This is a genomic window from Reyranella massiliensis 521 (assembly GCF_000312425.1).
Taxonomy (GTDB): Bacteria; Pseudomonadota; Alphaproteobacteria; order Reyranellales; family Reyranellaceae; genus Reyranella; species Reyranella massiliensis.
On record NZ_HE997181.1, the window covers coordinates 5,410,134 to 5,434,883 of the forward strand.

The window sequence follows — 24,750 nt, forward strand, 5'->3', positions numbered from 1 at the left end:
GGAGCCCAGGCGTCTGATTGCGTATCGCAGGTCAAACGGGTGCGGTCGGCTCCCGCGGCCATGGCGGCAATTTCACGGCGAAGCTCGCTTTTTTTGCGCTTTGTAGCGCCGGCGCTTGGGCTAGAATTGCCGCCAGCCCAAACCTCGATGGCAAGGACGGTGATGGCGGCCGAGACCAAGGCTGGCGCCAAGCAGGAAGAGTTACGGGGCACGCTGCCCGCAGGAACGCGGCTGCGCAACTATGAGCTGATTTCCGTTCTCGGGCACGGCGGCTTCGGGATCACCTACTACGCCAAGGATACGACGCTCGGTCGAGAAGTCGCCGTCAAAGAGTATCTTCCGACCTCCCTGGCCCTTCGCGAGGACGGGACGATGGTCGTCCCGCGGTCGACGCAGCTAGCGGAAGATTTCGTCTGGGGGCGCGAGCGCTTCCTGGAAGAGGCCCGCATCCTCGCAACCCTCGACGGCGCGCCAGCCGTCGTCCGCGTCCATGATTTCCTGGAAGCCAATGGCACCGCCTACATGATCATGGGGCTGGCGCGTGGCGATACGCTGGAGCAGCGCCTGAAGCGGGAAGGCAAGCTGCCGCCGGCCGTCGCGGAATATGTTCTGGGCCGCCTGCTCGATGGGCTGGAAGCCGTGCACAAGACCGGCTTCCTTCATCGCGACGTCAAGCCGGCCAACATCATCCTCGATACCCAGAACAATCCTACGCTGATCGACTTCGGCGCGTCGCGGGCGTCGATGGCCGACCGCACCGCCGCGCTGACGGCCATCTTCACGCCCCGCTATGCTGCTGCCGAGCAGCTTACGTCGGACAAGCAGGGGCCATGGACCGACATCTACGGCGTGTCGGCGACGCTCTATCACGCCATCACCGGCAAGCCGCCCCCTAGTTCCCTGGAGCGGGCGCTGAACGATGCCTACGAGCCGCTGGCCGCACTCGAACTCGAAGGTTATGCCCCCGCAACCCTGGAGGGCATCGACGTCGGCCTGATGGTGCGCGCCAAGGATCGCCCGCAATCAATTGCATCCTGGCGCGAGGTGCTCTTCCCAGCCGAAAGTGAGGGCGAGGGCGACTCGACCATCTTTGCAGCGAGGCCGAAACGGCCACCGGCATCCAAAGCTGCCGCGCCGCCGCCCCCGCCGCCTCCCGTCAAGCCGACACGGCCTGCGAGTGGCAATGCTGACGGCCCCATCACCGGGGCAAGCGCTGCTCGCAAAACGGTCTTTACTGATAGGAAGCGCCTTGGGTTGATTGCCGCCGTTGCGGCGGTTTTCGTCCTGGGCGTGGGCGGATACCTGATCTTTGCGCCGGGTACTCCGCCGGTCCTGACCGCCGAGGAACAGGCAGCCAAAGCACGACAGGAAGCCGAGGCCCGCCAGAAGGCCGCCGCCGAAGCGCAACAGAAGGCCGAGGCCGAGGCGCGCCAGAAGGCGGCGGCGGAAGCGCAACAGAAGGCGGAAGCCGAGGCCCGCCAGAAAGCCGCGGCCGAAGCCCAGCAGAAGGCCGAGGCGGAAGCGCGTCAGAAGGCAGCGGCGGAAGCGCAGCAAAAGGCCGATGCCGAGGCTCGCCAAAAAGCAGCCGCGGCGGCTCAGCAGAAAGCCGAGGAAGACGCTCGCCAGAGGGCAGCGGCGGAAGCCAGGCAGAAAGCCGAAGCCGAGGCCCGCCAGAAGGCCGATGCGGAGGCTCGGCAGAAAGCCGCGGCCGAAGCCCAGCAGAAGGCAGACGCCGAAGCTCGCCAGAAAGCGGCAGCGGAAGCCAGGCAGAAAGCCGAAGCGGAGGCCCGCCAGAAGGCCGAGGACGAGGCGCGCCAGAAAGCGGCGCTCGAAGCCCAGCAAAAGGCGGAGGCCGAGGCCCGTCAAAAGGCTGCAGCGGAAGCCCGGCAGAAGACCGAGGCGGAAGCCCGCCAGAAGGCGGCCGTCGAAGCCCAACAGAAAGCCGAAGCAGAGGCCCGACTAAAGGCCGAGGCCGATGCACGGCAGAAAGCCGACGCCGAAGCCCGTCAGAAGGCTGCGGCGGAAGCTCAGCAGAAGGCAGCCGAGGCCAAGCAGAAGGCCGACGCCGAAGCGGCGGCCCAGAAGCTTGCGGAGACGACCGAGGCCGCCTTGAAGTTCACGCTGGCGGACCGCCAGCGCATTCAAGTGGCGTTGACGTCCCTGGGCTTTGACACGCTTGGTAACGACGGCATTTTCGGCCCACGTTCGCGCGAGATGATCTCCAACTGGCAACGTGCCCGCAGCCAGCCGGCGACGGGCTATCTTACGGCCGCCCAGCAACAGTCGCTGCTCGGCGAGGCCGCACCGGCCGTCGCGAAGTACGACGAAGAGCAGAAGAAAGCCGAAGCGGCTGCCAGGGCGCGGGCTGCAGCGAACCCGGCGCCGACGGTCACTCAAGCGCCGGCGACATCCACAAGGTCGAACAACACCTACGGCGTTTCGTGTCAGGATTCCTCCGGCCGCCGGATCGATTTTCCGAATGAATCTTCTTGCCCTTACGGATTGAGGGCGGTGCGTTGAGTCCTTTGTGACAGGTGAGGCAGATGGAACCTTGTTGCCGACAAGAGCCTGGATCTGGCGAATCACGAGGGGCGCCGCCGCGCACCGGAGGCCCGTTTCCGTTCTCGAGACTGGCCCTGCTTCTGGCCGGTGTCGTGGCGTTGGTGGCCGGCGCGGGACCGTCGAAGACCGCCTCGGCGCAGGACTCGTGGGTATTCTCTGCCGAGATTCCATGTGAAAGCGCCCCTGTCTATGGCGTGCCTTTCTCTCAATGCTGGATCTCGAACACGCGCACCTTTCGAATTGGCACCGTGCAGGGGTGGCGGTTGGCCTACACCGATTCCAAGAGCGAGTTCTCCATCGGCTTCTACAGGATCGTGGATGCCCATGGCGTGGGCGGGATGAGCCCGGTCTCCGCTTCGGCGACAGCCGACTGGGTACGAACGGCGGATGCGCTCAAGAACGTCACGACAGGCGCCAGCAATTGGGCATCGAGCCAGAACGCCGCTGGCGATCGCTACGTGACGTATCAGAAGCCGCAGCGGCAATGCATTGCCTTCGTGCGAAACGGTCCGATCACCAATGGACAGGTGAACTGGATCCTGGGGGCTGCGTTCTGCCGGGAATCGGCTGCACCGCTCTCGAGCAACGAAGCGCAGTTCATCGCCGATGCGGTGAAGGTGAGGGACTGAACGACTTTTGACCGGAGCAGGGCGCCATGCAGCGACTCATACTGCTCTCTATGGCTCTCGTTTTGGCAATTCCCGTCGTGCTCTTCGCCGCCTCGGATCGCGACAAGGCGTACTGCGAGGAGCTTTCGGTACTCTATCGTCGTTACATCGAGGATGCGCGCGGCCGACGCTTCGATGTCGAAGCGAACGTAGCGATGGAAGACTGCAAGAAAGGCAACACGGCCGCTGCCATTCCCGTACTTGAAAGGAAACTGCGGCAGAGCGGCTTCGCACTGCCCAAGGAGTTCACGCCTTAGCGCTGGGCGTGTCTGCTGCCCGCTGCGATCATTGGCAACTGACGCTCACCTGCCGCGGTGAGAAGGTCGGCAACGCAGGTGGCGGCTCTGGCGGGAGCTTGGGCCAATCGCCGGCGGCGAGATGCTTCTCGACGATAGGCACGAGCTGGTTGAAGGCCACCCAGCCCTTGAGGCGGCTGCCCGCCTTGTTGGTGTGGACAGCATCGATGAACAGATCCGGTTCCCGCGGCATGTCGCGCGCGAAGTCGATGAAGGCAAGGCCGTGAATCCTGGCGTACTTTGCCAGAAGGCGATTCTGAAACGCCGCCAGGCGCTCGATGTCGCGATAGTGGAACGGATAGTTGGCGATATTGAGCTGGTCGATGATGTAGCGGTGGCGGACCGGGTCGAGCACGAGCCCGTCTTTCACCATCCAGATGAACGAGGTCAGGGTGAATTGCGCGCCGATCTCGTCGAGATTGCCGCGAATACGATCGAGGTCGCGCTGGATGATCGACAGGCTGACGGGCAGGTTGGGATAGTCGAGATCGGGGTCGGCTTCGTCGAGGCCGGCTGGCCAGGCGATGCGATAGTCGGGTTTCGGCCATTCGGCGCCGCTGTTCGCGGAGCTTGCCCCCGACGCCGCGGCATTGGCCGCTTCGATGCCTGCTATCCTGAGGGCGGTGCTGAAGCGTGTGGCGAGCGCGGAATAACGCGCGGCCGTCTGTAGCCAGTCAGGAATGGAAGCCTGTGGTTGGGGCGGGCGGGCTGCTTCGTCGGCCGGCATCTTCTCGACGATCGACTCCAGGCGAAACTGATTGCCGCCTTCATGATAGACGACCAGATCGGGCCTGAGCGGCAGCACTTCCGTTGCCACGACGGCGGCGATCTCACGGGAGCCGATGCTTTCCCGACCGGCGTTCAGGACCTCGAAACGGATATCCAGCTTCTTCGACGCGGCCCATCGGTTGAGCCAGTAGCCTGCACGCTCAGTGAAGCCGAAAGGCAGATGCGGCGCATCCATTGCGACCGAGGAACCGACGAACACGATACGCACTGTTCGCGGCTGGCGTGGAACTTCGATCGGCGCGCCCCGCCAGCCGATCTGGTTGGTCACCAGCAGGTTGGGCAAGGCGGCATTGGGCGGAAAGCGGTAGGGCGGCAGGGCACCGCCGTCGACTGGATCATAGAAATAGAGCTGCCCCGGCGCGTGGCGCAGAACGCGGTTCTGGCATGGATCGCCGGCATACTTCGCGTTCCAGGCGCGAAAGGCGTCGATGGCTCGAAAGGAGCCGTCGCTCGGAGGATTGTTTTCGATCTGTCGGAAGAGTCGGAGCCAATCCTCGGGAACCGGCTTGCGATTGGGCAATGGGGGCGGGTCGTCGGCGAACCAAGCCCGATCGACGCCTGGTGCAAGCGCCACCTTGTCGAGCCATTGGGCGGGCACCTCGGTCGGTTCGGCCGTACCGTCGAGCGGGAAGGCGAGGAAACGATAGCCGTCGATCACGCGCACGGTCGCCTCGGCCATGATGGTCGTGACGAGGATCGAACCGAGAACCAGTAAGGCGTTGCGCAGAACCACAGCGAAGCTCCTGCAGCCCTCGTTTTGCCGGCTCTTTACCTAGCAGCCCTTCTGCTCGGCCTTGCACAGGCCGTCGAGCGCTTCGACGATCGACGGCATCATACCCTTGGCGAGGGCGATCTCGGCCTTGCCGTTGGGATGCGGGTCGGGAACCGTGACCCAGAGGCTCGACGGATCGAGGTTTTCAATCACCGGCAGCAGGTCGATGAAGGGCGTCCCGGTACGCTCCACCTCCGCGCGCACCTTGTCCGTCACGTCCTGAAAGGGATAGGGCTTGAGCTCGCGCAACTCCGGCACATGGAAGACGATGAGCTTGGCGCCGCTTTCCTTCGCCACCTGGGCGAAGCCGGCCAGCGATTCGCGTGTCCGCCGCCAGCCATCGGCATCGGCGTTGTAGAGACCGCGGTAATACTGCTTCCAGTCGGGCGCCTCGCCGAACGAGCGGAGAAGCGTATCGATCCGGTAGTTCAACACCACCCAGGCGGCCGAATGCAGCGACAGCCAGCTCGTGTCGGTATAGGTCGGCATCGGCTCGCCGTCGTTGATGAAGTAGACGAGGGCGATGATATCGGGTTTGAACTTGGCGCCCATAGCCTTGTAGGCGGCCAGCTCCTGCGTCGTGTTCCAGTTGCCGACGCCCAAGTTGAAGCCGTCGACCTTGCGGCCCTGCGCCTTCAGCGTGTCGAGGACCTGCCGGGCAAAGGTTTCCTGCTCGGCGACGCCCCACCCCATGGTAACGGAATCGCCGACGAAGGCGATCCGGGCCACACCCGGCGGCGCCTGGAGCGGGATCGGCGGCGTGCGGAAGCCGTTCTCGTCGGTCCGCACATCGACGTTCATGAGCTGTGCGTGCGCGTTGGGGCGGTGGCGGTGGCCGATATCTGGCCGGTAGTCGCGCTCCTTCACCTCGCGTGCGTACTTCCACATCTCGAGTTCGTAGAGCAGCCCGTCGTCGAGATAGAGTCGTGTAAAGCCTTCTACTGCAGCGAGGCAGGCCACCGTGACGCCGATGACCAGCAGGACATTGGCAAAAAACTTTCCCTTCATTCCACTCACTCGACGAACAGCTTCAGGATCCCGGGCTCTTGGCGGCTTCGGAGATAGGCCAAGCCTCCCCGTCATGGCAAGGCGCTGCACCGCGGCGATTCGCCTGCCGGCGAACGGGAAGGTGCCCCCGCACGTCGTATGTCGCTGTGATGATCAGCCGGCCGTGCCTGCCGCCGGTTCGGCCGGCTTGCGCGTCTTGGCGGCCTTGCGGCCCTTGCTCCACTCCTCGTAGCGCTGCAGCACCGTGAAGAACGACGGTACGAACAACACGGCCAGGCAGGTCGAAGCGATCATGCCGCTGAACACGCAAAGGCCGAGCGAGATGCGCGAGTTCGCCCCCGCGCCCGTCGCCGTCACCAGTGGCACGACCCCCAGGATGAAGGCGAACGAGGTCATCAGGATCGGACGGAAACGGGTACGGGCCGCCTCGATGGCGGACTCGACGATGTCCTTGCCGTCGACCAGGCGGCGCTCGCGCGCCACCTCGACGATCAGGATGGCATTCTTGGCGCCGAGCGCGATCAGCAGCATCAGGCCGATCTGGGTATAGATGTTGTTGGCGAGGCCGACCGAAGTGAGCGCGATGGCCGGCCCACTCAGCGCCAGCGGCACGGCCAGGATGACGCCCAGCGGCGCGATCCAGCTCTCGTACTGGCCGGCGAGGCAGAGATAGACCAACAGGATGGCCAGCGCGAACACGTACATCAGCTGGTTGCCGACGATGTTCTCCTGGTAGGCCATGCCGGTCCATTCGTAGCCGGTGCCGGGCGGCAGGATGGCCTTGGCGATCTGGTCCATCAGCTCGATGCCCTCGCCCGAGCTGAAGCCCGCCGCAGGCGAACCCACAATCGCGGCCGACGGGTAGAGATTGTAGAGGCTGATCAGCGGCGGGCCGAGCGCCGGCTTCAGCTCGGCGATGGCGCCGATCGGCACCATCTGGCCGTCGAGATTCTTCACCTGCAGCTTCAGGATGTCCTCGGGCCGCGTGCGGTACTGCGAGTCGGCCTGGATGTAGACCTGCAGGCTGAGGCCGAACTTGTTGAAGCGATTGACGTAGGACGAACCCATGTAGCTCGACAGGGTCGTGAAGACGTCGCCGACCGGAACCCTGAGCGACTCGGCCTTGACGCGATCGACCTCGACCCGGACATGCGGCGCCCCGGCACGGAACGACGTGACGAGGTTGGAGAGCGCCGACTGCGAGCTCGCATTCTGAATCATCGTGTCGGTCACGGCCTGCAGCTTGGTGTAGTCGAAGCTGCCGTCCTTCTGCTCGACCTGCATCTGGAAGCCGCCGGCATTGCCGATGCCCTGGATGGCAGGCGGGACGATGACGAAGGCGCGGCCATCCTGCAGGACCTTCAGCTTCTCCATCAGACCGAGCGCGATCGAGCGAAGGTCCTGACCGGGCTGTTTCAGGCGTGTGTCCCAGTCCTTGAGGATGACGTAGGAGACCGCGGCGTTCGCCAGGGCCGAGTTGCTGTCGAGGATAGACATACCGCCCAGCGCAACGACGTTCTCGACGCCCGGCGCCGCCATGGCGATCTCGGCGGCCTGACTCAGCGTCGCCGACGTGCGCTCGAGCGAGGCGCCGTCCGGCAACTGCACGCCGATCATCAGGTAACCCTGATCTTCGTTGGGAATGAACGCCGTCGGCAGGCGGGCGACGCCCCAGGCGCCGATGCCGGCTGCGATCAGGGCGACCACCACCATGAAGCCCGCCCGGCGGACCATGGCACCGACCAGGGCCGCATAGGCGTCCTCGAGCTTGCCGTAGACCTTGTTGAAGCCGCGAAAGAAGATGTTGCGCTTCTCCGGCGGCGTTGCGGAGCGCAGCCACATGGCGCACTGGGTGGGCTTCAGGGTGGCGGCGTTGATGGCGCTGATCAGTGCCGTGGCTGCGATCACCAGGGCGAACTGGGCGAACATCTGGCCGGTGAGGCCGGGCAGGAAGGCGGCCGGCAGGAACACCGACATCAGCACCAGGGTGATGCCGATGACCGGCCCGAATAGCTCGTCCATCGCCTTGATCGAGGCATCGTGCGGCGTCATTCCGCGTTCGATGTGGTGGGCGACGCCCTCGACGATCACGATCGCATCGTCGACCACGATGCCGATTGCCAGCACGATGCCGAACATCGTCGTGGTGTTGATGGTGAATCCGAGTGCGGCCATGGCGGCGAAGGCGCCGATGATCGTCACGGGGATGGTGGTCGCCGGGACCAGCATCGCGCGCCAGTCCTGCAGGAAGATCACGATCACGATCAGGACCAGGATGCCGGCCTCGATCAGGGTCATGAAGACCTCGTTGATCGAGGCATTCACGAAGCGCGTGGTGTCGAACGGCACGCTGTAGGCAAGGCCGGGCGGGAAGGCCTTGGAAAGCTCGGCCATCTTGGCGTTGACGCGCTTGGCGACGTCGAGGGCGTTGGCGTCGGGGAGCTGATAGATCGCAAGACCCGAGTTGGGCTTGCCGTTGATGTGCGAGGTCTGAGAGTAGACCTGGGCGCCGAGTTCGACCCGGCCGACGTCGCGTACCCGCACGATCCGACCGCCATTCCCCTGGTCGGCCTTGACGATGATGTTGCCGAACTCTTCGGGCGTGCTCAGGCGCCCGACGACGTCGATCGTGTACTGGAAATCGAGCCCCTTGGGCGCCGGCGGCTGGCCGACCTGGCCTGCCGTCACGTCCTGACTCTGCTGCTGGATGACGCGGCTCACGTCGGAGGGAGTGAGGCCGAAGGTATAGAGCTTCTGCGGATCGAGCCAGATGCGCATCGAATACTGGCCGACGCCCAGCACGTTGACGTTGCCGACACCCGGCAGACGCGACAGCTCGTTGACCAGGTTGATGGTCGCATAGTTGCTGAGATACAGGCTGTCGTAGCGATTGTCGGGCGACGTCAGCGATACGATCTGAAGGATCGAAGTGGATTTCTTTTCGACGACGAGGCCCTGCGCCTGTACCGGCATGGGCAGCGAGGCGAGTGCAGCGCTGACCTTGTTCTGCACCAGCACCTGCGCGAAATCGAGATCGGTACCGATTTCGAACGTCACGGTGAGCGTATAGGTGCCTGCGTCCGTGCTGTAGGACTGCATGTAGATCATCTTTTCGACGCCGTTGACCTGCAGCTCGACCGGCAGGGCCACGTCGTTGACGACGACCGCAGCGCTCGCGCCCGGATAGGTCGTGGTGACCTGGACCGTGGGCGGCACGACGTTGGGATACTGAGCGACCGGCAGGGTCGCCAGCGCCACGCCGCCGATCAGCACGATGACGATGGCGAGAACGTTGGCCAGAACCGGCCGGTTGATGAAGAACGCGGAGATCATGGTTGCGTTTCCCGGCCGGTCACTTCGGGGCGGCGGGGGCGCCGTCGGTCGTAACGGGGATGGTCGTCAGTTTGGGCACGATCTTGGCGCCGGGGATTGCGGCACCGTTCAGGTTGAGGACGACCTGATCGTCGGGCTTCAGGCCTGTCGAGATGACGCGCAGGCCGTTGGGGAGCAGCTGCCCGGTAGTGACCCGGGTCTGGGTGACGACATTGTCCTTGTTAACCGTCAGGAGATACTTGCCGGCCTGATCCTCGGCGATGACCCGGTTGGGCACCAGCAGCGAGGCCGCGGGAGCCAGGCCTTTCGGCATCTTCACGCGCACGAAGAAGCCGGGAATCAGAGTGCGATTCGGATTGTTGAACAGGGCGCGGACCAGGATCGTGCCGGTCGTCGCGTCGAGCTCCGGCGAGACGTAGTTGAGGAATCCCTTGTGGGGGAAGCCCTCCTCGTTCATCAGGCCGATCTCGACCGGGACCTTGCTCAGCTCCTCGACGTCGATGCGACGCTCTTTCAGGTTCTGGCGGATCTGCAGCACGTCCTGCTCGCTCATGTTGAACGTGACGTATATCGGGTCGAGCTGGACGATCGTGGCGAGCTTGGTGGCGGTCGAAGCGCCGACCAGTTCGCCGACCGAGATCAAGTGCTTGCTGACGATGCCGTCGAACGGCGCAAGGACCGTCGTATAGTCGAGGTTCGTCTGGGCAACCGTGAGGTTGCCCTCGGCGTTCTCGACGTTGGCCCGGGCATTGTCGCGCTTAGCCTTGGCCTGGTCGAAGGTGTTCTGGGCGGAGACGTTCTGGCGCAGCAGGGTCTCCTGGCGGGTGAACTCGGCTTCGGCCTGGACCAGTGTCGCCTTGGCGCCGTCGAGCTGGGCCTCGGCCTCCTTGACCTTGGCCTTGTACATCGTCTGCTCGATGCCGAAGAGCTGCTGGCCCTTCTTGGCTTCGGAGCCGTCGACGTAGTTCTGCGAGGTCAGGAAGCCCTCGACGCGGGCGACGAGATCGACGGTCGCGAAGGCCACCGTATTGCCGGTCAGGACCTCGAAGGGGGCCACCTCCTGCTTCACGGGGACGCCAACGCTGATCTCGGCGGGCGGCGGGGGCTGGAACTTGTTCTCCGGCTTGCAGCCGGCCAGCGTGAGGGCCAGCGCCGGAACGGCAGCGGCGCTCAGGAGAATACGATTGAATGCAATTTGTTTAGCTACGCCACTGCGATTCGACATAGGCCCGACGATGCTCCCCGCGGTGTCGAAAATCGTTAGCGCATCCCTTGCAGGAATGCCACCGTGAGGCGGTTCAGGAGCGCCTAAACGCCAGCGTCAGGTTGTTTGCCGGCATTTCGGTAATGACCGGCGGGTCAAAGCCCTGGGCGGCGGCGAGGTCGGCGACGGCTTCGAGGTCGCGCACCCCCCAGGCCGGATTGCGGCGCCGTAGATCGAGGTCGAATGCCTCGTTGCTGGGGGCCGTGTGCCGGCCGCCGCGCCGATACGGTCCGTAAAGAAAGAGCAACCCGCCCGGCGGCAGGATGCGCCCGGCGCCAGCCATCAGTCCGAGGGCCGCCTCCCAGGGGGCGATATGGATCATATTGCTGCACAAGATCGCGGAAGCGTGATCGACCGGCCAGGAGGGCGAGGTGACGTCGAGGGCCAGCGCCGGCCGGACGTTGGGGAGCCGGAGCGTCGCCACCCAGTCGTCGATGCTGGCCCGCGCGCCGTCGTCGGGGTCGCTGGGCTGGAAAGTGAGGTGGGGGGCTGCGGTCGCAAAGTGCACGACGTGCTCGCCGGTGCCGCTGGCAATCTCCAGTACTAGGCCTTCGGCAGGGAGATGATGCTTCAGCACGTCGAGAATGGGCTGGCGGTTGCGCTGGGCGGCGGGGGCTTCTCGTCTCATTTGACAGCCTCGATTGTTTGCCAGATCCGGGCAGGGGTTGCTGGCCCCTCGAAGTTGCGCACGCCGAGCGGCGCGAGCGCATCGAGGATGGCGTTGGCGATGGCCGGAAAGGCCGCGATGGCGCCGGCTTCGCCACAGCCTTTCACGCCCAACGGGTTGGTGGTGCACGGTATTCCGTTGAAGCCGAGGTCGAAGGACGGCAGGTCGTCGGCACGGGGCAGGGCATAGTCCATGAACGAGCCCGTCACCATCTGGCCGGATGCGGGGTCGTAGACCGCCTGTTCCAGCAGAGCCTGGCCGATGCCCTGTGCCATGGCGCCATGCGCCTGGCCGGTCGCCACCATGGGATTGACCAGCACGCCATAGTCGTCGACGGCGGTGTAGCGCACGAGATCGACGCAGCCGGTGTCGCGGTCGATTTCAACTTCCACGACATGGGCGCCGTTGGGAAAGGTCATGTGCTCGCGCGTCCAAGCGTGAAAGGTGTCGAGCGGTTTGCCCTTCTCGCGCCCCAGTGCCGCCACCTCGAACAGGCCGATGGCACGGTCGGTACCGGAGACGACGAAGCGTTCTCCCTCGAGCCGAATATCGGCTTCGGCCGCCTCCAGCGCCTCCGCCGCAAGTGCCGTTCCCTTGGCGATGATCTCATCGCAGGCGCGCCAGATCGCCGTGCCGCCCATGTAGGTGGCGCGCGAACTGCCATGACCGCCACCCGCCGGAATGAGATCGGTGTCGCCCTGGATCAGGCGGACGCGCTCGTTCGCCACGCCGAGCCGCGTGGCCAGCATTTGCGGGAATGTGGTTTCGTGCCCCTGGCCGATATGCTGTGTGCCGGTGATCAGGGACACCGTACCGTCGGCCTCGAAGCGGACATCGACATTCTCGTCCGGCGGGCCGCCGGTTCCCTTGATGTGATAGGCGAAGCCCAGGCCGCGGAGACGGCCACGTGCCTCGCTTTGCGCCCGCCTCTCGATGAAGCCCGCGCGGTCGGCGCGAGATAGGGCGGCATCGAGAGATTCGGCGAAGTGGCCGCTGTCGACCTGGAAGCCGAAGGCGTTGGTCATGGGCATCGCCTGTGGCGGCACCATGTTGCGGCGGCGGAGTTCGGCGCGGTCGATGCCGGTGCGTCGCGCCGCTTCGTCGATCAGTCGCTCGACGACGTTGATGGCCTCGGCAAAACCCGGCCCACGCGTCACGCCGATCGGCGCGGTGTTCGTCACGACCGCCATGACGTGCAGCGCGATCGACGGAATGCGATACACCGAACCCTGCAGGTGAATGTACTGGTTCGTGAGCACGCCGCCGCCGACGCCGATCATGTAGGCGCCGAGGTTGGCGACGCTGGCGATCCTGAGCGCCAGGAAGCGGCCTTCGGCATCGAGCGCCAACGAGGCGTCCGCCTGCATGTCGCGGGCTGCATGATCGGACAGGAACACGTCGTTGCGGCTTGCGATCCATTTGACCGCGCGGCCGGTGCGCCGGGCGGCCCACAGCATCAGCGCATGTTCGACATAGGCGAAGTTCTTGGCGCCGAAGCCGCCGCCGACATCGTGCGCCACGAAGCGTACGCTCTTTGCGTCGACGCCGAGCGAGCGTGCCACGAAGGTGCGGTTGATATGGATGTTCTGGCTGGAAACGTGGAGCGTGTAGCGCCCCGTCGCATCATCGAACGATCCCACCGCACCGCGTGGCTCCATCGGATTCGTGACGACGCGATGATTGTCGAGGGCGAGCGAGACGACGTGGACGGCACGCGCGAAGGCGGCATTTGCGCCGGCAATGTCGCCGGTCTGCCAGTCGAGGCAAGTGTTGGCAGGGATCTCGGCGGAGAGTTGCGGCGCGCCGGCGGCCCGGGCGGCTGCAGCCGTAGTAATCGCAGGCAGCGCTTCGTAATCGACGTCGATCAGCTCGGCTGCGTCGAGCGCCTGCGTCCTGGTCTCGGCGACGACCAGGGCGACCGGCTCGCCGACGAACCGGACTTTATCGTAGGCGAGCAGAGGTTGAGGCGCGAAGGCGAAAGGCTCTCCCGTCTGGGTGTTGGTCTCGGCATAGGGCCGGAACGGCTTCAGCCCGTCGGCTGATGCCTCGGTTGCGGTCAGCACCGCCAGCACGCCGGGTGCGCGCCGCGCCGCTTCGACGTCTATGGAGCGGATCCGTGCATGGGCGTGCGGCGAGCGCAGCACCACCGCCTGCGCGAGCCGGTCGAAGCGAAGATCGTCGAGATAGGCGCCCTGGCCGGTCACGAAGCGCCGATCCTCGCGACGTCTCGGCGACTGGCCGATCGGGTCGACCGTTGCAGCATGGTCGGTCATGTCCGCAGCGTCTCCGCGTTCCGGGCCTGTCGCTTCTCGTCCCACCAGTCGCTCGCCTGAAGATGCCAGTAGGCAAGCTGGGTAGCGATCCGGCCGATCGGGCCGCCGGCCCAGTTGGTGCCGAAGGGAGCGAACAGCCGCCACTTGGAGGCATCTCCCAGAATGCCTGATGCTACTGCGTCCGCGCCGGCCGCCGTCTGGGCCAGTCCATGGCCGCCGAAGGCGGAACAGACCCAGAGGCCGGGCTCGATCTCCCCGACCTGGGGCATCTTGTGCGGCGCGTAGCCCATGGTGCCTGGCCAGGCATAGGCGATGCGGAGGTCGCCGAGCTGCGGATAGACGGAGAGAATGTCGCCGCGCATCATCTCGCGCAGCCGCGGCGGCTCGCGCGTATCGGTGGTGATGCGACCGCCCCACAGCAGCCGGTCGCCGTCGACGACCCGGTAGTAGTCGCCGGCGCGGCGCGTGTCGGAGATCGCGCCGGCCCAGTGGATCGCCTCGCCGAGCTTCGGACCGAGCTTCTCCGTCACCGCGACATAGGTGGCCACGGGAAGCACGGCGTTGGCTATGCGCGGCTGGACGCGGCCGAGATCGGCGCTGCCGGCCAGCACGACGTGTCGAGCCGTCACCGAACCATGTGCCGAACGGAGCAGCCAGCGGTCGCCCTTGTGTTCGAGGCCGGTGGCGTCGGTGCCCTCATGGAGGACGCCGCCGAGACGTTCGATGTCGGCAGCCAGCGCCAATGCGAAATTCAACGGATGGATATGGAACGACGTGGGATCGTGGATCGCCTGATAGTAGCGCGTCGTATCGAGCTTTGCGCGGGCCTCGGCCACACTCCACGGCTCGAAGCTGGCGCCGAGCTGTTCGGCGAGGCGGCGGGTGCGGTCGGCGAAATCGGGCCCCTGATCCGTCCGGGAAACACTGAGCTTGCCGGCCCCCATGAGGATGTCGGGGCGGCCGATAGCCTGGATCGTCTCGCGGACAATTTCGACGCCGCGCCGCGACTGGGCATAGAGACGTCGCGTATGGTCGATGCCGAGCTTGTCGATCAGCACGCCCGAGCGGGCGGCGTAGCCCGGTCCGACGAAACCGCCGTTGCGTCCCGAGGCACCCCAGCCAATGCGACGGCGTTCGGCCAGCACCACGCGCTTGCCCTGCAAGGCAAGCAGCCGTGCGGTATGCAGACCCGCAAAGCCGCCACCGACGACCGCGACATCGGCTTCGCCCTGCGCGGCGAGGGGCGGCCGTTCGGGCGCCGCGTCTCGCGTGGCGGCATACCAGCTTGCCGGGTAGGCGCCGTCGGCCATCGAACCCGTTTCTCCCTTCAATTCCTCAGTCGAAGTCGTGACACAGGAAGGCTTGCGCGGTCACGCCCCCTGTCGCACTAAAGTTGTCCTCAGCTTCACTGTTCCCGGAGGACTCATGTCGGTCGATTTCGATGCGGTGATCATCGGCGCAGGTTTTGGCGGCATGTATATGCTGCACCGGCTGCGTCAGAAGGGCTTCACGGCACACGTCTTCGAGGCCGGCAAGGGTGTCGGCGGCACCTGGTATTGGAACCGCTATCCAGGCGCGCGTTGCGACGTCGAAAGCGTCCAGTATTCCTATCAGTTCTCGCCCGAGCTGGAGCAGGAATGGGAGTGGTCGGAGCGCTACGCCACCCAGCCCGAAATCCTGCGCTACGCCAATCATGTCGCCGACCGCTTCGACCTGCGTCGCGACATGACGTTCGAGACGCGCATCACCAAGGCTGTTTTCGACGAAGCGGCGAATCTCTGGCGGGTCGAGACGGACAAGAGCGACAAGGTCACGGCGCGCTTTGTCATCACAGCGATGGGCTGCCTCTCCTCGCCCAATACGCCCAAGATCCCGGGCCTCGAGGACTTCAAGGGACCGACCTATCACACCGGCAACTGGCCGCACGAAGGCGTCGACTTCACGGGCAAGACGGTGGGCGTGATCGGCACGGGTTCCTCGGCGATCCAGTCGATCCCGATCATGGCCGAGCAGGCCAAGCATCTCACGGTGTTCCAGCGCACCGCCAACTACACGGTGCCGGCGCACAACAAGCCGCTCGATCCGGCCTATGTGAAGCAGGTCAAGGCGAGCTATCCCGAGATGCGCAAGCGCGCCAAGACCAAGCCCGCTGGCATCGATTTCACCATCAACACCGCATCTGCCGTCGAGACGCCCGAGGCCGAGCGCAATCGCGAGTTCCAGGCCCGCTGGGACTATGGCGGACTGGGCTTCATGGCATCCTTCGGCGACCTGCTGCTGAACGACGATTCCAACAAGCTGGCGGCCGACTTCGTGCGCGCCAAGGTCCACGAAGTCGTCAAGGATCCGAAGACGGCCGAGGCGCTGGTGCCCAAGAACATCATCGGCTGCAAGCGGCTGTGCGTCGACACGGGCTATTGGGCGACTTTCAACCGGCCGAATGTCACCCTGGTCGACATCAGCGACGAGCCCATCGAACGTATCACGGCTACCGGCCTGCGGGCCAAGGGGCAGGACTACGCCTTCGATTGTCTCGTGCTGGCGACGGGCTTCGATGCCATGACCGGCGCGCTGCTCAAGGTCGACTTCCGCGGGCGCGGCGGCGTCACTCTGAAGGAGAAGTGGAACGAGGGGCCGAAGACCTATCTCGGGCTCACGGTCGTCGGCTTCCCCAATCTCTTCATGATCACCGGACCGGGCAGCCCCTCGGTGCTGACCAACATGCTTCCGTCGATCGAGCAGCATGTCGACTTCATCGCCGACTGCCTCGAGGCCGTGCGCGCCCAGGGCAAGACCGTGATCGAGCCCGAACCCCAGGCGCAGGAAGCCTGGGTCGGCCATGTCGGCGACGTGTCGAACATCACGCTGCGTTCGACCTGCAGCTCCTGGTACGTCGGCGCCAATATTCCGGGCAAGCCGCGCGTCTTCATGCCCTATATCGGCGGACTGCCGGCCTACATCCAGGCCTGCGAGACGGTGGTGAAGAACGGCTACGAAGGCTTCGCGCTGGCGTAGATCACCCGCGCTGCAGCGTCCTTGAAACGAACGGGGGAAGCCTTTCGGCTTCCCCCTTGTCGTTTCGGGCCTGTGCCGTTTCAGGCCGCGGCGAACTTGCCAAATTCCCAGTTGCGGCCGGGCGCGGCCGCGAACAGGGACTTGGTGTAGTCGTGCTTGGGCTTCTCGAAGACCTGCTCGGCGGCGCCGTACTCGACGACACGGCCCTGGCTCATCACGGCGACATAGTCGCAGATCTGGGCCGCGACGCGCAGATCGTGAGTGATGAACAGCACCGCAAGGTTCAGCCGCTTGCGGATCTCGTCGAGCAATTCCAGCACCTGCTTCTGCACCGACACATCGAGCGCTGACACCGCCTCGTCGGCGATCAGCAGCTCGGGTTCCATGGCGAGCGCCCGGGCGATGCAGATGCGCTGGCGCTGGCCGCCCGAGAACTGATGCGGGAAACGATCGAGCGCGTTGGGATCGAGGCGCACGGTTTCCATCAGCTTGCGGGCGCGCGCCATCGCCTCACTGCGGCTCAATCCGAAATTCATCGGACCTTCGATGATCGAATCGCCGACAGTGATGCGGGGATTGAGAGAACGATACGGGTCCTGGAACACGATCTGCACGCGCCGGCGGTGCGGACGCAGCTTGCCGGCCGAAATCTTGCCGATTTCGGTATCGCCCAGGAACACCTTGCCTTCGGTCGGGTCGATCAGTCGGGCGATGCAACGCGCCACCGTCGACTTGCCCGAGCCGGACTCGCCCACGATGCCCAGCGTTTCGCCGCGGCGGATATCGAGGTCGACATCGACCGCCGCCTTGACCACACGCGCCTTCTGGAAGAAGCCGGAGCCCGAATAGGTCTTGCCGAGCTTCTCGGTGCGCAGCACGGTGATGCCGTCCTTGCGCACGCCGCGATGGGCCGGATGGATCGATGGCACCGAGGAGATCAGCATCTTGGTGTAGGCCTGGACAGGCTTCGACAGGATCTGCTCGGTCGGTCCCATCTCGACCAACTCACCCCAGCGCAGCACGGCGACGCGATGGGCGATCTCGGCAACGACTCCGAAATCATGGGTGATGAACAGCACGCCGGTGCCCTGGCCCTCTTGCAGCTCGGCGATCAGCTTCAGGATCTCGGCCTGTGTCGTCACGTCGAGCGCCGTCGTCGGCTCGTCGGCGATCAGCAGGACCGGATCGAGCACCAGCGCCATGGCGATCATGATGCGCTGGCGCTGGCCGCCGGAGAGCTGATGCGGATAGGAGGCGTAGATGCGCTCCGGTTCCGGCAGCTTCACGCGGGCCAGGATGGCGATGATCTTGGCCTTGCGCTGGGCGTTGTCGAGGTTGGTGTGCGTACGCAACACCTCGTCGATCTGCTCGCCGCAGGTCATGACCGGATTCAGTGCCGTCATCGGCTCCTGGAAGATCATGGACATGCGCGTGCACCTGAGCTCGCGCAGCCGCGTCTCGTCGGCGGCCAGGATGTTCTCGCCCTCGAGCAGGATCTCGCCCGAGGTCGGCTTCAGCGCCTTGGCAAGCAGGCCCATCACCGTGAAGGCGATGACCGACTTGCCCGAGCCCGATTCACCGACGAGGCAGACGATCTCCCCCGGATTGACGGTGAAGTTCACCTTCTCGACGGCATGGACGCGGTCGCCGCCGGCCGGCAGGGCGACACTCAGGTTGCGAACTTCGAGGACCGGCTTCTTTGCTGCTGTCGACATCAGACTTTCTTGCTCATCTTCGGATCGAGCGTGTCGCGCAGACCGTCGCCCATGATGTTGATGGCCAGCACCGTCAAGGCAAGGAAGATGCCGGGATAGAGGATGTTGTGCGGGAACACGCGGAACAGCGTACGGCCCTCGGCCATGATGTTGCCCCAGCTGGGGATCTCCGGCGGGATGCCGATGCCCAGGAAGGAGAGCGCCGCTTCGGTGAGGATCGCGGCGGCGGCCAAGAAGGTGCCCTGCACGATCAACGGCGCGATGGTGTTGGGCAGGATGTGGCGGAACATCAACGTCCAGGTCGGCGTGCCGACCGAGATGGCGCCCTCGACGTAGGGCTCTTCGCGGACCGTCAGCACGATCGACCGCACGAGGCGCACGACGCGTGGTACGTCTGGTACGACGATGGCGAAAACCACGGTTATCAGGCCGGCGCGCCAGATCGAGACCAGGGCGATCGCGAGCAATATGCCCGGGATCGCCATTAGCCCATCCATGATGCGCATGATGATGCCGTCGGCCCACCTCACATAGCCGGAGACAAGGCCGATCACGACGCCGATGGCGACGGCCGCCAGAGCCACGGAGATGCCGACCGCCAGCGAGACGCGGGTGCCGTAGAGCACGCGGCTATAGACGTCGCGGCCCAGGCTGTCGGTGCCCATGATCGCCACGCGCTTGACGGTCGTGCCGTCGTCGAGGCGCATGGTGATCTCGGTGCCAGGCTTCTTGTTGCGCGCCGCCGGGTCGATACGCGTCGGATCGACGGTGCCGAGGAACGGCGCCAGCAGGGCGATCAGCACCATGCCGAGCAGGATGATGCCGCCGAAGATCACGTTCGGGTTGCGAATAGCAACGAGCCAGAGGCTCTTGCGCTTGGTCGACGCTGCCGCAATGGAGGCAGAATCGACAACTTCTTCGGTGATCGCGCTCAATACCGGATCCTCGGGTCGAACAGGGTGTAGCTGATGTCGATCAAGAGGTTGATCACGACGTAGACTACGGAGAAGAGAAGAATGACGGTCTGGATGGTCGGGAAGTCGCGGCTCAGCACCGCTTCGACGGTGAGCCGTCCCAGGCCGGGAAGACCAAAGACGCTTTCCGTGACCACTGCGCCGCCCATCAGGATGGCGATGCCGAGACCGATGACGGTCAGGATTGGCACCGCCGCATTGCGCAGCGCATGGCGCATCAGCACGACGCGGTTGCTCAAGCCCTTGGCGCGCGCCGTGCGGATATAATCCTCGTTCAGCACTTCAAGTACGGAAGCGCGCGTGATGCGCGAGATCAGCGCCACGAAGCCGACCGACAGGGTGAGCGATGGCAGGACCATGCGCTCTGCGAACTGCCAGAAATTGACGCCGATGCGGACATAGCCCTGCACCGGCAACCAGCCGAGCTCGATGGCGAAGATATAGATCAGGCAGTAGCCGATGACGAAACCCGGCACGGAGAAGCCCAGGACCGAGAAGCCCATGACGACGCGGTCGAACAGCGAGCCTTGACGATAGGCCGCCATCACGCCGATCGGCACCGAGATGCAGACCGCGAAGACCAGCGTGCACAATGCCAGGGCGAGCGTCGGCTCGACGCGCTGGGCGATCAGCTCGGCCACGGTCTTCTTGAAGAAGTAGCTTTCGCCGAACTTGCCCTGGAGGATGTCGCCGATCCAGATGGCGAACTGCGTCCATATCGGTTCGTTGAGGCCGAGCTTCTCGCGGATATCGGCGATCTGGTCGGAGGTGGCATTGTCGCCGGCGATCACCGCTGCCGGATCACCGGGCGTCAAACGCAGCATAAGGAAGACAAAGATCGCCACCACCGCCAAAACGGGGATGATGGAGATCAAACGACGGGCAATGAAATCGAGCATTTTCCCTCTATGGCTCACCCCGAGCGAAGCAAAAGGAGTCCTTTCGCTTCGCCCACGATGACGGCAGCTACGTTGCCGTCACTTCTTCTCTACGTTCCACATCACCGGCACCGGCGCCTTCAGCCAGCCGGTGACGTTGGCACGCGCCGCACCCGGGCCGTACCACTGGCCGATCCAGCCGTACTGCGCGGTCTCCAATGCACGGTCCTGCACGGCCTTGGCCAGTGCCTTGTTCTTCACAGGATCGGTTTCCTTTGAATAGTCATCGCGCAACTTCTCGATAACCGGATCGGTTGGCCAGCCGAACCACGATTTGTCGCCCTGCGCCACCATGTACGAGGTCGAGATCGGATTCAGGATGTCCGCAGCGACCGAGAAGGTATGGAACACGTTCCAGCCACCTTGCGCAGGGGGCTCTTTCTTGGTGCGTCGCGTGACCAGCGTTTGCCAGTCCATGGATTGCATGTCCACCTTGAAACCGGCCTGTTCGAGCAGCGCCTTGGTCACGGGCGCCGTGTTGGTCAGCACCGGCAAGGTCGTCGACTGCATCAGCACGATGGGCGTGCCGTCGTAGCCGGCTTCCTTGAGAAGCGCCTTTGCTTTCTCGAAGTCGGGTTTCACGAGAAGACCATTGGGCGCATCGAATGCATTGGGCGTGCCACAGACGAAGGCCGCGGAGCAGACTTTGTAATATTCCGGCTCGCCCACCGTCGCCTTGAGATAATCCTCCTGCCGCATCGCCAGAAGTGCCGCTTGGCGGATTTTGGGGTTGTCGAACGGCTTAACCAGGTGATTGAAGCGGATGATGAACTGGTGGCCGAGCGGGTTCCAGTCGACCAGCTTCACGCCCTTGTCCTTCTTCAGCACCGGGATGAGGTCATGCGGCGGTTGTTCGATCAGGTCGATCTCGCCGGCAATGAGGGCGTTCACCTGCTGCTGGGTGTCCGGCATCTCGATGATCTCGACACGGTCGACTTTGACGACCTTGCCGCCGGCCAGACCCGAGGCCGACTCGGCGCGCGGCTTGTACTTCGGGTTCTTGATGTAGACGTGCTTTTCGCCGGGCTTGGACTCGGCATTGACATAGATGAAGGGGCCGGAGCCGATCTGGCTGTCGATCTGCTTGAACGGATCGGTCTCAGCGACCTTCTTCGGCATCATGAAGGGCACTTGCGAGGACGGCTTGCCGAGCGAGTCGAGCACCAGGCCGTACGGTTCCTTCAGCACCATCTGGAAGGTCTTGTCGTTGACCGGCTTCAGCTCCTTCACGAAGTCCATGAGCTTCTGACCCATGGCGTCGCGGGCGCCCCAGCGCTTGATCGAGGCGATGCAATCCTCGGAAGTGACGGGCTTGCCGTCATGCCATTCGAGACCGTCGCGCAAGGTGAAGGTCCACACCGTCTTGTCCGGCGAGACTTCATACTTGTCGACCATCTGCGGCTTGACCGCATTGTTCTCATCCGACGCAAACAGCGTGTCGTAGATGAAGTACCCGTGGTTGCGCGTGACGTAGGCCGTGGTCCAGATCGGATCGAGAATCGTCAGATTGCCGTTCTGGACGAATTTCAGGACCTTGCCCTGCGCCAGTGCCGGACTTGTACTCAAGACGAAGGCACCGGCAACGATGGTGCCTGCAGCCAATGCCGCAAGTGTACGCCTAAACGCTTGTTTCATAGCGTCCCTCCGGGTGTCTCTCCCCATCGAGAAAGGCAGGTCTCCGCCCCACCTTCGTCGATGGGCGCGCGGGGCGAGGAGCCCCGCGCGCAACCTCACTATTTCTTAGTGATGTTCCAGAACACCGGCACCGGGGCGATCATGTTGCCCTCAATGTTGTTGCGGCGCGCAATCGGCGAATACCACTGGCCGACGTTGATGTGCGTCGGGTTGTTGGCCCAGTACTTCTGCAGATCCTCGACGATCTGCTTCTGCTTGGCCGGGTCGGTCTCCTTGGCAAACTGGTCGCGGAATTTCTCGATCGTCGCATCGCACGGCCAGCCGAACATGGCCTTGTCGCACGAGGCGTTGAAGAAGCCGGCCATGACCGGGTTCAGGATGTCGGCGGCGACCCACGAGGTGAGGAAGGCATGCCAGCCGCCCTGGCTCGGCGGATCCTTCTTCACGCGGCGGCCGACCAGCGTCTGCCAGTCCATTGACTGCATGTCGACCTTGAAGCCGGCTCGCTCCATCTGCTGCTTGGCGACCGGCGCCAAATTGGTCAGCACCTGCAGGTCGGTCGACTGCATCAGCACGATCGGCGTGCCGTCGTAGCCCGCCTCGGTGAGGAGCTGCTTGGCCTTGGCGGCATTGCCGTTCAGGACGTCGGCCATGCCGGCGTCGGTGGCGAGCGGCGTGCCGCACACGAACGGCGCCTTGCAGACCTTGAACCACTGCGGATCGCCGATGGTGGCCTTGAGGAAGTCCTCCTGGGCAAAGGCCACGAACACGGCATGGCGGATCTTGGGGTTATCGAAGGGCTTGGCCGTGCTGTTGAAGCGGAACGTATACTGGTTGCCGGTCGGGTTGCCGTTGAACAGGTTGATGTTCTTGTCCTTGGCCAGGATCGGCAACAGATCGTGGCCGGGCGATTCGATCATGTCGATTTCGCCGTTCTGCAGGGCGCCGACCTGTGTCTGTACGTCGGGGATCCAGAGCCATTCGACGCGGTCGACTTTGACGACCTTGCCACCGGCCAGGCCCGACGGCGCCTCTGCGCGCGGCTTGTACTTGGTGTTCTTGACGTAGACGATCTTCTCGCCGGGCTTCCACTCGTCGGCCTTGAAGATGAACGGGCCCGAACCGATCACGTCCTCGACCTTGATCTGCTGCATCGGGTCGGTTTCAGCCGTCTTCTTCGGCATCATGAACGGCACGTTCGACGAGGGCTTGCCGAGCGACTGCAGCACCAGGCCGTACGGCTCCTTCATCTTCAGCTTGAAGGTCTTCGCGTCGACGACCTCGAAACCTTCGGCCGATGCCATCATCTTCTGGCCCATTGAATCGCGGGCTGCCCAACGCTTGATCGAGGCGACGCAGTCCTCGGCCGTGACGGGCTTGCCGTCGTGCCATTCGAGGCCATCGCGCAGCGTGAAGGTCCAGACGAGCTTGTCGGACGAGACCTCCCACTTGTCGACCATCTGCGGCTTCACGTCGAACTTCTCGTCCATCGCGAAGAGCGTGTCCCACACCATGTAGCCGTGGTTGCGCTGGATGTAGGCCGTGGTCCAGATCGGATCGAGAATCTTCACGTCCGAATGCATCACGGCCTTGATGGTCTGCGCCTGAACGGGCGCAGCCGTCAGCAATGCAGACGCACCAGCCGCGGCGACGAGCGCCAGAGCTGACTTCTTGAAAGAAAACATATTGTCCAAACTCCCTGTCTCGGGTGCGACGCTTGCAAATTCTAGGCCTGCAAGATTCGCGCCTCCCCGTGCAGACAGTAGCAGCCGGGAACCCCCCTCTGACAAGCCGATTCACGAATCGAAATCGGCGTCAGCAATGTCAGCGTGGGCGGTTGAGCGCCTTTTCGAGCAATTCGAGCACACCTTCGGACGCGGCGGAGGCGACAATGTCGCCGAATCCGGCCCAGGTGCCGCGCGCGGCGGCAAGCGGTACCGGATTCGCCTGCTCGATGTCGCCGACGACCTTGCCGGCGGGATCCTTCAGCACCCATTTGACGACGAGTTTGCCCGTGCGTTCGTCGATGGGCGTCAGGTTGACCGTGCCGGCGACCGTGAAGACGTCCTCGGCGGCGGCGTCGACAATGACGATTTTGTTCGAGCCCAGCGCCCGGCGCATACCGGAGTAAAGCTGGCGATTGCCGTCCGATGGGGCCCCGGTCACGGCAGCCACGAGAACCTTGACCTGCTGCTCCACGGGTTTCGTAGGAACGGGCGCCGTTGTGGGCTTCGTCCCGGTCGCAGCTGCGGCTTCCGCGGCGGCTGCGGTGCCATCGGCCACGGGGTCGGAAGGAAATTCGTAGGGAATGGTGATGCCGGCCGCTACCTGCCCCGGCGCGCGGGGAATGAAGTTCGGCGGCTTGCCGATCAACGTCGCAACCCTCGGAGCGGCCTGTTGAGCCATGCGCGAAATCAGTCGCTCGTTCTGTGCCGCATAGTCCTCCGGGCGTGCCCGCGTCTTGACCGTGGCCGGCTCGTCGGTGCGCGGCCTGCCGACAACTCGGTAATCGACCTGAACTTCGATCGACATGTCGGCGTCTCGCGTGCTCATCACGCCGTCGACTAGGATCGGCGCGTCGGCAGGCGCCACCGAGGCGACGATGCCGTAGGACTGCAGCTCCATCGCCAGGGTCGCGGCGACGCGCTGACCCATTTCCGGCGGCATGTTGCGCGGAGGCGCGATGGCCACCTCGGCCTTGTCGACCCGGGGGCGAGCGTAGGAGTCCCGCGTGGGGTCGTGTTCGAAAGGTCCGGGAACTCTCGCGCAGGCTGCCAGTGCCAGCAGGCAGAGCAGCGTCACAACATGGCGCATGTCGCGACCACCCCGAGCAGGCACACA

At 64.6% G+C, this 24,750-nt stretch carries 17 protein-coding genes; 4 read left to right on the top strand and 13 right to left on the bottom strand.

The window, feature by feature from the left end:
• The first annotated feature begins 147 nt into the window (after positions 1-147).
• From BN60_RS29285 to BN60_RS26435, 3 genes are all read left to right on the top strand, one after another.
• Positions 148-2,520: a protein kinase domain-containing protein gene (locus BN60_RS29285; protein WP_177324867.1), complete on the top strand. Its 2,373-nt coding sequence runs from the start codon at positions 148-150 to the stop codon at positions 2,518-2,520.
• A 305-nt stretch (positions 2,521-2,825) separates the two neighbouring features.
• Positions 2,826-3,191: a hypothetical protein gene (locus BN60_RS26430; RefSeq protein WP_020699200.1), complete on the top strand. Its 366-nt coding sequence runs from the start codon at positions 2,826-2,828 to the stop codon at positions 3,189-3,191.
• A gap of 26 nt (positions 3,192-3,217) precedes the next feature.
• A complete protein-coding gene (locus BN60_RS26435; protein ID WP_148283530.1) occupies positions 3,218-3,487 on the top strand; it encodes a hypothetical protein in 270 nt (89 codons plus the stop codon).
• Positions 3,488-3,515: 28 nt separating this feature from the next.
• Here BN60_RS26435 and BN60_RS26440 read toward each other — a convergent pair whose 3' ends face one another.
• From BN60_RS26440 to BN60_RS26470, 7 genes are all read right to left on the bottom strand, one after another.
• Positions 3,516-5,048: an SGNH/GDSL hydrolase family protein gene (locus tag BN60_RS26440; protein WP_020699202.1), complete on the bottom strand. Its 1,533-nt coding sequence runs from the start codon at positions 5,046-5,048 to the stop codon at positions 3,516-3,518.
• Between the two features lie 39 nt (positions 5,049-5,087).
• Entirely contained in the window at positions 5,088-6,095 is a 1,008-nt protein-coding gene (locus tag BN60_RS26445) for an SGNH/GDSL hydrolase family protein (RefSeq protein ID WP_020699203.1), read from the bottom strand.
• A gap of 153 nt (positions 6,096-6,248) precedes the next feature.
• Positions 6,249-9,428 carry an efflux RND transporter permease subunit gene (locus BN60_RS26450; protein WP_020699204.1) on the bottom strand — a complete coding sequence of 1,060 codons (3,180 nt, stop codon included), beginning with the start codon at positions 9,426-9,428 and terminating at the stop codon, positions 6,249-6,251.
• 19 nt (positions 9,429-9,447) lie between these two features.
• Entirely contained in the window at positions 9,448-10,653 is a 1,206-nt protein-coding gene (locus tag BN60_RS26455; protein WP_020699205.1) for an efflux RND transporter periplasmic adaptor subunit, read from the bottom strand.
• 73 nt (positions 10,654-10,726) lie between these two features.
• Positions 10,727-11,320, bottom strand: a complete 594-nt coding sequence (locus BN60_RS26460; protein ID WP_020699206.1) for a DUF938 domain-containing protein — start codon at positions 11,318-11,320, stop codon at positions 10,727-10,729.
• Positions 11,317-13,632 (bottom strand): xanthine dehydrogenase family protein molybdopterin-binding subunit, encoded by a 2,316-nt coding sequence (locus tag BN60_RS26465; protein ID WP_020699207.1) that lies wholly within the window; start codon positions 13,630-13,632, stop codon positions 11,317-11,319. The genes BN60_RS26460 and BN60_RS26465 overlap by 4 nt, the downstream gene beginning before the upstream one ends.
• Positions 13,629-14,942, bottom strand: a complete 1,314-nt coding sequence (locus BN60_RS26470; RefSeq protein ID WP_020699208.1) for an NAD(P)/FAD-dependent oxidoreductase — start codon at positions 14,940-14,942, stop codon at positions 13,629-13,631. Before BN60_RS26470 ends, BN60_RS26465 begins: the two co-directional genes overlap by 4 nt.
• 115 nt (positions 14,943-15,057) lie before the next feature.
• Between BN60_RS26470 and BN60_RS26475 the strand changes: the two genes are divergently transcribed.
• A complete protein-coding gene (locus BN60_RS26475; RefSeq protein ID WP_020699209.1) occupies positions 15,058-16,647 on the top strand; it encodes a flavin-containing monooxygenase in 1,590 nt (529 codons plus the stop codon).
• 80 nt (positions 16,648-16,727) lie between these two features.
• Here BN60_RS26475 and BN60_RS26480 read toward each other — a convergent pair whose 3' ends face one another.
• The 6 genes from BN60_RS26480 to BN60_RS26505 all read right to left on the bottom strand — a co-directional run bounded on the left by BN60_RS26480 (position 16,728) and on the right by BN60_RS26505 (position 24,723).
• Complete coding sequence (locus BN60_RS26480; protein ID WP_020699210.1) at positions 16,728-18,362, bottom strand: ABC transporter ATP-binding protein; 1,635 nt, start codon at positions 18,360-18,362, stop codon at positions 16,728-16,730.
• The gene (locus tag BN60_RS26485; RefSeq protein WP_043286918.1) at positions 18,362-19,258 is read right to left on the bottom strand and encodes an ABC transporter permease; all 897 of its coding nucleotides are present in this window, start codon (positions 19,256-19,258) and stop codon (positions 18,362-18,364) included. Before BN60_RS26485 ends, BN60_RS26480 begins: the two co-directional genes overlap by 1 nt.
• Before the next feature lie 35 nt (positions 19,259-19,293).
• Entirely contained in the window at positions 19,294-20,235 is a 942-nt protein-coding gene (locus tag BN60_RS26490; RefSeq protein WP_020699212.1) for an ABC transporter permease, read from the bottom strand.
• 78 nt (positions 20,236-20,313) lie between these two features.
• Positions 20,314-21,909, bottom strand: coding sequence for an ABC transporter substrate-binding protein (locus tag BN60_RS26495; RefSeq protein WP_043284358.1), 1,596 nt, complete (start codon positions 21,907-21,909; stop codon positions 20,314-20,316).
• Positions 21,910-22,007: 98 nt separating this feature from the next.
• Positions 22,008-23,594, bottom strand: coding sequence for an ABC transporter substrate-binding protein (locus BN60_RS26500; RefSeq protein WP_020699214.1), 1,587 nt, complete (start codon positions 23,592-23,594; stop codon positions 22,008-22,010).
• A 139-nt stretch (positions 23,595-23,733) separates the two neighbouring features.
• Complete coding sequence (locus tag BN60_RS26505) at positions 23,734-24,723, bottom strand: LPS assembly lipoprotein LptE (RefSeq protein ID WP_020699215.1); 990 nt, start codon at positions 24,721-24,723, stop codon at positions 23,734-23,736.
• Positions 24,724-24,750: the final 27 nt, after the last annotated feature.

What these genes read in the sequence shown, in the direction of transcription:
- BN60_RS29285 (WP_177324867.1), top strand. Translation starts at nt 148, where the DNA reads ATGGCAAGGACGGTGATGGCGGCCGAGACCAAGGCTGGCGCCAAGCAG.
- BN60_RS26435 (WP_148283530.1), top strand. Translation starts at nt 3,218, where the DNA reads ATGCAGCGACTCATACTGCTCTCTATGGCTCTCGTTTTGGCAATTCCC.
- BN60_RS26445 (WP_020699203.1), bottom strand. Translation starts at nt 6,095, where the DNA reads ATGAAGGGAAAGTTTTTTGCCAATGTCCTGCTGGTCATCGGCGTCACG.
- BN60_RS26450 (WP_020699204.1), bottom strand. Translation starts at nt 9,428, where the DNA reads ATGATCTCCGCGTTCTTCATCAACCGGCCGGTTCTGGCCAACGTTCTC.
- BN60_RS26455 (WP_020699205.1), bottom strand. Translation starts at nt 10,653, where the DNA reads ATGTCGAATCGCAGTGGCGTAGCTAAACAAATTGCATTCAATCGTATT.
- BN60_RS26460 (WP_020699206.1), bottom strand. Translation starts at nt 11,320, where the DNA reads ATGAGACGAGAAGCCCCCGCCGCCCAGCGCAACCGCCAGCCCATTCTC.
- BN60_RS26465 (WP_020699207.1), bottom strand. Translation starts at nt 13,632, where the DNA reads ATGACCGACCATGCTGCAACGGTCGACCCGATCGGCCAGTCGCCGAGA.
- BN60_RS26470 (WP_020699208.1), bottom strand. Translation starts at nt 14,942, where the DNA reads ATGGCCGACGGCGCCTACCCGGCAAGCTGGTATGCCGCCACGCGAGAC.
- BN60_RS26475 (WP_020699209.1), top strand. Translation starts at nt 15,058, where the DNA reads ATGTCGGTCGATTTCGATGCGGTGATCATCGGCGCAGGTTTTGGCGGC.
- BN60_RS26480 (WP_020699210.1), bottom strand. Translation starts at nt 18,362, where the DNA reads ATGTCGACAGCAGCAAAGAAGCCGGTCCTCGAAGTTCGCAACCTGAGT.
- BN60_RS26490 (WP_020699212.1), bottom strand. Translation starts at nt 20,235, where the DNA reads ATGCTCGATTTCATTGCCCGTCGTTTGATCTCCATCATCCCCGTTTTG.
- BN60_RS26495 (WP_043284358.1), bottom strand. Translation starts at nt 21,909, where the DNA reads ATGAAACAAGCGTTTAGGCGTACACTTGCGGCATTGGCTGCAGGCACC.
- BN60_RS26500 (WP_020699214.1), bottom strand. Translation starts at nt 23,594, where the DNA reads ATGTTTTCTTTCAAGAAGTCAGCTCTGGCGCTCGTCGCCGCGGCTGGT.
- BN60_RS26505 (WP_020699215.1), bottom strand. Translation starts at nt 24,723, where the DNA reads ATGCGCCATGTTGTGACGCTGCTCTGCCTGCTGGCACTGGCAGCCTGC.